Here is a 1027-nt window from a genome sequence, read left to right as displayed (position 1 = left end):
CGAGGCAGCAGCACGAGCATCGCTCTCTGAGTACGACGTTGTCCGAATGGAGTCACCGCAACCAAATCTCTTGAGTCAACTAGGCCTGGAAACAGATGGAACACCCGCGACTGCCGCAGCGGGGAACACCCAGACAACATTCGACTACCGAGGCGTCGACACAGTTCAGTACCTAATGCTCCACGGGTCAGTCGAAGGCCCACAAACGGAGGTGAATCTCAATGAAACTCAGTAATCTCTTCGGGCCTCTCACAGCATTCGCTTTCGCAGTGCTGCTTGTAGTTGGTGCAACTGCCGGCGTCGCCGTTGTCGTCGACGATTCATCGAATAGCCCGACTCAATCGAACGCACAGCCGTTCCAAACAGAATCACTACTTCCAGAGCCAGTCTCTGCAGAGGGAACTGTCACGCCGCCAGAGACGACGACACAGAAGACCGTCGTCGTCGACCTGAGTCACGGTAACGACGTGAGCAGGACCGATATCCAACCGTTAGTTAGTGCTCTCGTTAGTGCTGGTCACGAAGTACGCTTCTTCGCTGGTTCATCGTCAAGTTTCGGAATGTCTGGGAGTGCTGGCTCCGAGTTGAATACAACGCTCGGTGAGGCGGACGCATTCGTCATCGTTAACCCAGCGTCCTCGTACAGTACTGAGGAAGTCGATGGCATTGAGGCGTTTGCAGACGCGGGCGGACGAGTGCTTCTCCTCGCCGACACACCAACCCAGTCAGGAGGCTCGACGGCAGTAATTCCGGGTCTCTCCGGAAGTACAACGCAATCTGCGAGCGGACAACCAACAAATGTCGCCGGCCGATTCGGTATCACATTCGGGGCGGGCTACCTGTATGATATGACGGAGAACGCGAACAACTTCCAGTACGTCTACGGGTCTGCCTCAAGTGATGACGACATTGCTACTGGAAGTCAACAAACAGTATTCCGCGAGGCAGTACCTCTCGTGACGAGAAGTGAAGTAACAACTGTTCTCGCGGCTGACGACGTCAGACGATCGTCAACCCGAAAGAATGG

The 1027-nt window shown here is 55.2% G+C and carries 1 protein-coding gene; it reads left to right on the top strand.

The annotated features are described in order from the left end of the window. Positions 1–221 precede the first annotated feature (221 nt). On the top strand, positions 222–1027 hold an 806-nt coding region (locus AUR66_RS21310; protein WP_157533115.1), incomplete at its 3' end, for a hypothetical protein.

The sequence above is a fragment of the Haloferax profundi genome, assembly GCF_001469865.1.
GTDB classification, from domain to species: domain Archaea; phylum Halobacteriota; class Halobacteria; order Halobacteriales; family Haloferacaceae; genus Haloferax; species Haloferax profundi.
This window is presented reverse-complemented; position numbering and strand designations above follow the sequence as displayed.